Genomic DNA, 4,893 nt, shown 5'->3' with positions numbered 1-4,893 from the left:
GGATGTCGTGTTGACGAAGGAAACTGTCGATCCGCTGCTGATTCGTGTCTGGTGGGTTGATGTTGGACGCGTCGGCGGCACCTGCGATGAAGACGACACTCGTTGGGGCTGCAAGAACGACCCGACGATGGGCAAGAAGGATAACCCGAACCCGCGCCTGCGTAAGGCTGATATCCGTACCGGTCAGCGTTGGCATCTTAATGACAATGGCGATGGGGATACGGAGTATTCGTTGCACCGTGACTGGCCCGACATGTAGAGCCCCCGCGGGTCTTACGCTGAGAAGCCACATGTTCGCCGAGAAGCCACTTCTTTAGTGGCTTTTCGAAACACATGTGGCTTCTCAGCTATCGGGGTTCTTCCCTTCAGCTGGTTAGTCTTCCGGTTTCTAACCAGCTCTCTTATTCACACACCACACCGATACGAGGAATACACTTCCATGACTTCCGTTTTTCTTACCCGCCGCGCACTGTTGAGCGGCGGCGCATTTGTGGGCCTTGGCGCCCTGCTTGCGGCGTGTGGCCAGCAGGCAAATAACGAGGCAGGCGCCTCGGCATCATCGACCGCTACGCCAGGCGAAACCGCCTCAGCCACCGGCGATGAGTCATCCTCCACCTCGGCAACCCCTTCTACTGTTCGAGGCTATTCGGGCGGATCCAAAGCACCAGATGGGGAATACCGCAAAGCAGATTCAAAGGGTCCCGCTCAGAATGTCCCCAAGCCTCCAGCACCCGAAGAGGGGTATCGAGAAAAGTCTATTTCCGGATTGGAAAAGACAATTCGCGCCTGGGCCAATTGGCGCAACTATGCGGTAGAAACTGGAGATTTCGCTGAGGCCCGACAATACATAGCGCCGTCGCTAAAGTCAGAAGTAAGTTTCTACGATGAGATGAGCGGTCTCTACCAAAAGGGAGGCTGGATTATAGACGGCCATAACGAGTTCGTATCAGAGGAAAACCCTCAGAAGGTCGACGATCAAACTTACCTTTGGAAGGTTTACCGCAAGTGGAATTTCGTTATGTACGTTCAGCCTGACGGTAGCTGGGAAACCCGCGAGAACCGAGAAATAGATAATAATTCCTGGGAACTTTCCTGCACATATACAGATGGCCGTTGGCTCATAACTGGTTTGAAGAAGATTAACAAAGCCAGCTAAAAATCACCTTCACCGATACGAGGAATGTATTTCCATGACTTCCGTTTTTCTTACCCGCCGCGCAATGTTGAGTAGCGGCGCGCTTGTGGGCGTTGGCACCCTGCTCGCAGCCTGCGGCCAGCAGGCTAACAATGAGGCGGTAGCCGCCGCCTCCGCAGCACCGAGTGAAACCGCAACCGCTGTTGCCTCTGAGTCTGCGTCCGCTTCGGCCTCAACCACCCCGAAGCCTATCGTAACTCGCGGATATTCGGGAAATTCCAAAGCCCCTGACGGAGAGTACCGCAAAGCCGACGAGTACGGTCCTGCGCAGAACGTCCAGGAACCCCGCAAGGAACCCGCACAGTACCCTGAGACTGAACAAGGCCTCTACCGCATGATGAAGGACTGGGTAGTTGCGCACAACTACGCAATCCAGACCGGTGACTGCTCCTACGCATTCAAATATGTAACAGAAGATGCAGAAGAATATGAGTTCTACCTGTATATTCAGGGTCTTTATCAGCGCGGTGGTTGGACTGTTGATGGTCTGGATAGCTACCAGCCAGAGGGCCCGCTTATCTACGATGAAGCAAAGAAAATGTATCGTATGAAGCATCGTCGGTTCTGGAGCACTGTTATGTACGTGGAATCTAATGGCCACCTCACAATGCAGGCTAACACTGAGACTAGTGACGATACTTTCTATTTCCTTTTCACCTACTCTGATGGCTATTGGAAAATTGCCGGAAGTAAAACGGAAGAGGAATTACAAAATGAGAAATAGCCTTTTCCTTTAATTCACACACCACACCGATATAAGGAATACACTTCCATGATTTCCAACCTTTTTACCCGCCGCGCAATGCTGGGCAGCGGCGCACTCATGGGCATTGGTGCCCTGCTTGCGGCGTGCGGCCAACAGGCTGCTAACGAGGCGAGCGCCTCGGCATCATCGACCACTGCTCCGAGCGAGACCGCTTCGGCTTCTTCGGCGGCGTCTGAGTCGCCTTCGGCAAGCACTACCCCAAGAGTAACTCGCGGGTATTCAGGTAATTCTAAAGCTCCTGACGGAGAGTACCGCAAAGCCGACGAGTACGGTCCTGCGCAGAACGTCCAGGAACCCCGCAAGGAACCCGCACAGTACCCTGAGACTGAACAAGGCCTCTACCGCATGATGAAGGACTGGGTAGTTGCGCACAACTACGCAATCCAGACCGGTGACTGCTCCTACGCATTCAAATATGTAACAGAAGATGCAGAAGAATATGAGTTCTACCTGTATATTCAGGGTCTTTACCAGCGCGGAGGATGGACTGTTGACGGGCTGGATAGCTACCAGCCAGAAGGCCCGCTTATCTACGACGAAGCAAAGAAAATGTATCGTATGAAGCATCGTCGGTTCTGGAGCACTGTTATGTACGTGGAATCTAATGGCCACCTCACAATGCAGGCTAACACTGAGACTAGTGACGATACTTTCTATTTCCTTTTCACCTACTCTGATGGCTATTGGAAGATTGCTGGAAGTAAATCAATTGAGGAAATAGATAGCTAGCAATAGTCTCTTTCTTCAATTCACACACCACACCGACAGAAGGAATTTACTTCCATGACTTCCGTTATTTTGAACCGCCGCGCACTGTTGGGTAGCGGCGCTCTTGTGGGCCTGGGGGCCCTGCTTGCAGCGTGCGGCCAGCAAGCCACCAACGAGGCGAGCGCGTCGGCTGCAGCATCTGAGGCACCTTCGGCAAGCGCTACTCCATCTACTGTTCGCGGCTACTCGGGCGGATCCAAGGCACCCGATGGAGAGTACCGAAAGGCCGACAAATACGGCCCAGCCCAGAACGTACCGAAACCCAGCCTCCCCGAAGAAGGCTACAACGAAAAGTCTCTAGAAGGCCTACGTAAAACATTTGACGCATGGGTCCAGTGGGGAAACTACGGTATCCAGACTGGTGACTATGCAAAGGCACGAGAATTCATCTCGCCTAATTTCAGCTCCGAATTAGAAGCCTACGAAAGCGTCGAAAAACTATACAGGCGCGGCGGATGGGTTATCGACGGTATCGAGAAATTTACAGCTGATGGGTCGCCTTGGTCCGAAGACGGCGAAACATATTTCTGGAAAATGTATCGTAACTGGAATCAGGAAATCCACGTTGAACCAGACGGTAAATGGACTGCGTGGGATAACGAGGATAAAACTAACGATACTCTCAAAGTCAAAATGAAACATGACGGCCAAAAGTGGTCAATTCTAGACTTCGAAGAATTCAACGTCTAAGCAGCATTCACCTTTTACACACCACACCGATATAAGGAATACGTTTCCATGGCTTCCACTCTTTTGACCCGCCGCGCAATGACATGCAGTATGTATGGCCCTATATGCTGGATACCTACGAGAAGGATATTAAGTTCCTCAAGGATATCGAAGGCCTTTATCAGCGCGGAGGCTGAGGTGGTGTGCGCCCAGGGCTGGGTCTGCATTCCTACTTTCTATTTTATTTTTCTAACAAATAAGATTATAATAAGGAGTGTTTATTTTCGGAGGTTTTTATGTCATTTCTATCAAAAAATTGGGCAGGACTGTCAGTCTGTCTGATCATTTCTATCATCTCTTGGGTTTTAGGAGGATTTCTGCCTGTTGTGGGAGCACCTGTTTTCGCCATTTTTATCGGAATGATTCTCCATCCCTTTCTCACTTCCTATACACAACTGGATGCCGGTTTGACTTATAGCTCCAAAAAACTGCTTCAGTATGCTGTTATTTTGCTTGGGTTTGGACTCAGTATCTCACAAGTTTTCGCAGTTGGAACATCTTCCCTTCCTGTTATCCTTTCAACTATTTCAATTGCATTGATTATAGCTTTCTTTTTCCAACGCTTTTTTAACCTTGATACAAAACTAGCTACCTTGATTGGAGTTGGATCTTCTATCTGTGGCGGTTCTGCCATTGCAGCGACTGCTCCTGTTATTCACGCCAAGGAAAAAGAAGTAGCCCAAGCCATTTCTGTTATCTTTTTCTTCAATGTCTTGGCAGCTCTTATCTTTCCGACTCTAGGTTCTTGGCTCCATCTTTCCAACGAAGGTTTTGCTCTCTTTGCGGGTACTGCGGTCAACGATACTTCCTCTGTGACAGCTACTGCTAGTGCCTGGGATAGTCTTTACAATGCAAACACTCTTGAGCCTGCAACTATTGTCAAGCTGACACGTACTCTAGATATTATCCCTATCGTTCTCTTCCTCTCCTATTGGCAAAGCCGTCAACAAGGCAACAACCAAGGAGTGAAGCTTAAAAAAATCTTCCCCGTTTTCATTCTCTACTTTATCCTAGCTTCTCTGCTAACTACTCTTCTCACATCTTTCGGTGTCAGCACTAGCTTCTTTTCACCTCTCAAACAACTCTCCATATTCCTCATCATCATGGCTATGAGTGCTATTGGTCTCAAAACCAACCTCATTGCTATGATCAAATCCAGTGGAAAATCCATTCTTCTTGGAGCCATTTGCTGGATTGCTATCATCCTGACTAGTCTTGGCATGCAATTACTCATCGGTATTTACTAAGAAAAAAGGGAGCCTAAAGGCTACCTCAGAACGTAGACAAACGTCATTTTTGGCGTTTTATCTATGATGAAAAAACTAAAGAATACACTCTCATGCTGAAGCACATTTGGGAATTCGTAATGTATGTTGAACCCGACGGGTCATATACAGAAGACAAAAATACGGCCGAGGGGGACGATAGCGGCGCT

5 protein-coding genes and 1 pseudogene are annotated in these 4,893 nt (G+C 49.4%); all 6 read left to right on the top strand.

Annotation, left to right across the window (positions count from 1 at the left end; genetic code table 11):
• Window positions 1–259 (top strand): annotated as a pseudogene (locus HMPREF2765_RS05980) (peptide ABC transporter ATPase); the annotation flags it as partial.
• 180 nt (window positions 260–439) lie between these two features.
• Window positions 440–1,156, top strand: a complete 717-nt coding sequence (locus tag HMPREF2765_RS05975) for a DUF6318 family protein (protein WP_049345149.1) — start codon at window positions 440–442, stop codon at window positions 1,154–1,156.
• A gap of 34 nt (window positions 1,157–1,190) precedes the next feature.
• Window positions 1,191–1,919, top strand: a complete 729-nt coding sequence (locus tag HMPREF2765_RS05970; RefSeq protein WP_070604685.1) for a DUF6318 family protein — start codon at window positions 1,191–1,193, stop codon at window positions 1,917–1,919.
• A 48-nt stretch (window positions 1,920–1,967) separates the two neighbouring features.
• Window positions 1,968–2,690 carry a DUF6318 family protein gene (locus HMPREF2765_RS05965; RefSeq protein ID WP_070604683.1) on the top strand — a complete coding sequence of 241 codons (723 nt, stop codon included), beginning with the start codon at window positions 1,968–1,970 and terminating at the stop codon, window positions 2,688–2,690.
• A 54-nt stretch (window positions 2,691–2,744) separates the two neighbouring features.
• Window positions 2,745–3,419 (top strand): DUF6318 family protein, encoded by a 675-nt coding sequence (locus HMPREF2765_RS05960; RefSeq protein ID WP_049345147.1) that lies wholly within the window; start codon window positions 2,745–2,747, stop codon window positions 3,417–3,419.
• A gap of 275 nt (window positions 3,420–3,694) precedes the next feature.
• Window positions 3,695–4,705, top strand: coding sequence for a YeiH family protein (locus tag HMPREF2765_RS05950; protein WP_070604681.1), 1,011 nt, complete (start codon window positions 3,695–3,697; stop codon window positions 4,703–4,705).
• Window positions 4,706–4,893 lie beyond the last annotated feature (188 nt).

The sequence above is a fragment of the Rothia sp. HMSC062H08 genome (assembly GCF_001810775.1).
Classification (GTDB): domain Bacteria; phylum Actinomycetota; class Actinomycetes; order Actinomycetales; family Micrococcaceae; genus Rothia.
The sequence above is the reverse complement of the archived record's forward strand: the minus strand, read 5'-3'. Positions and strand labels throughout refer to the sequence as shown.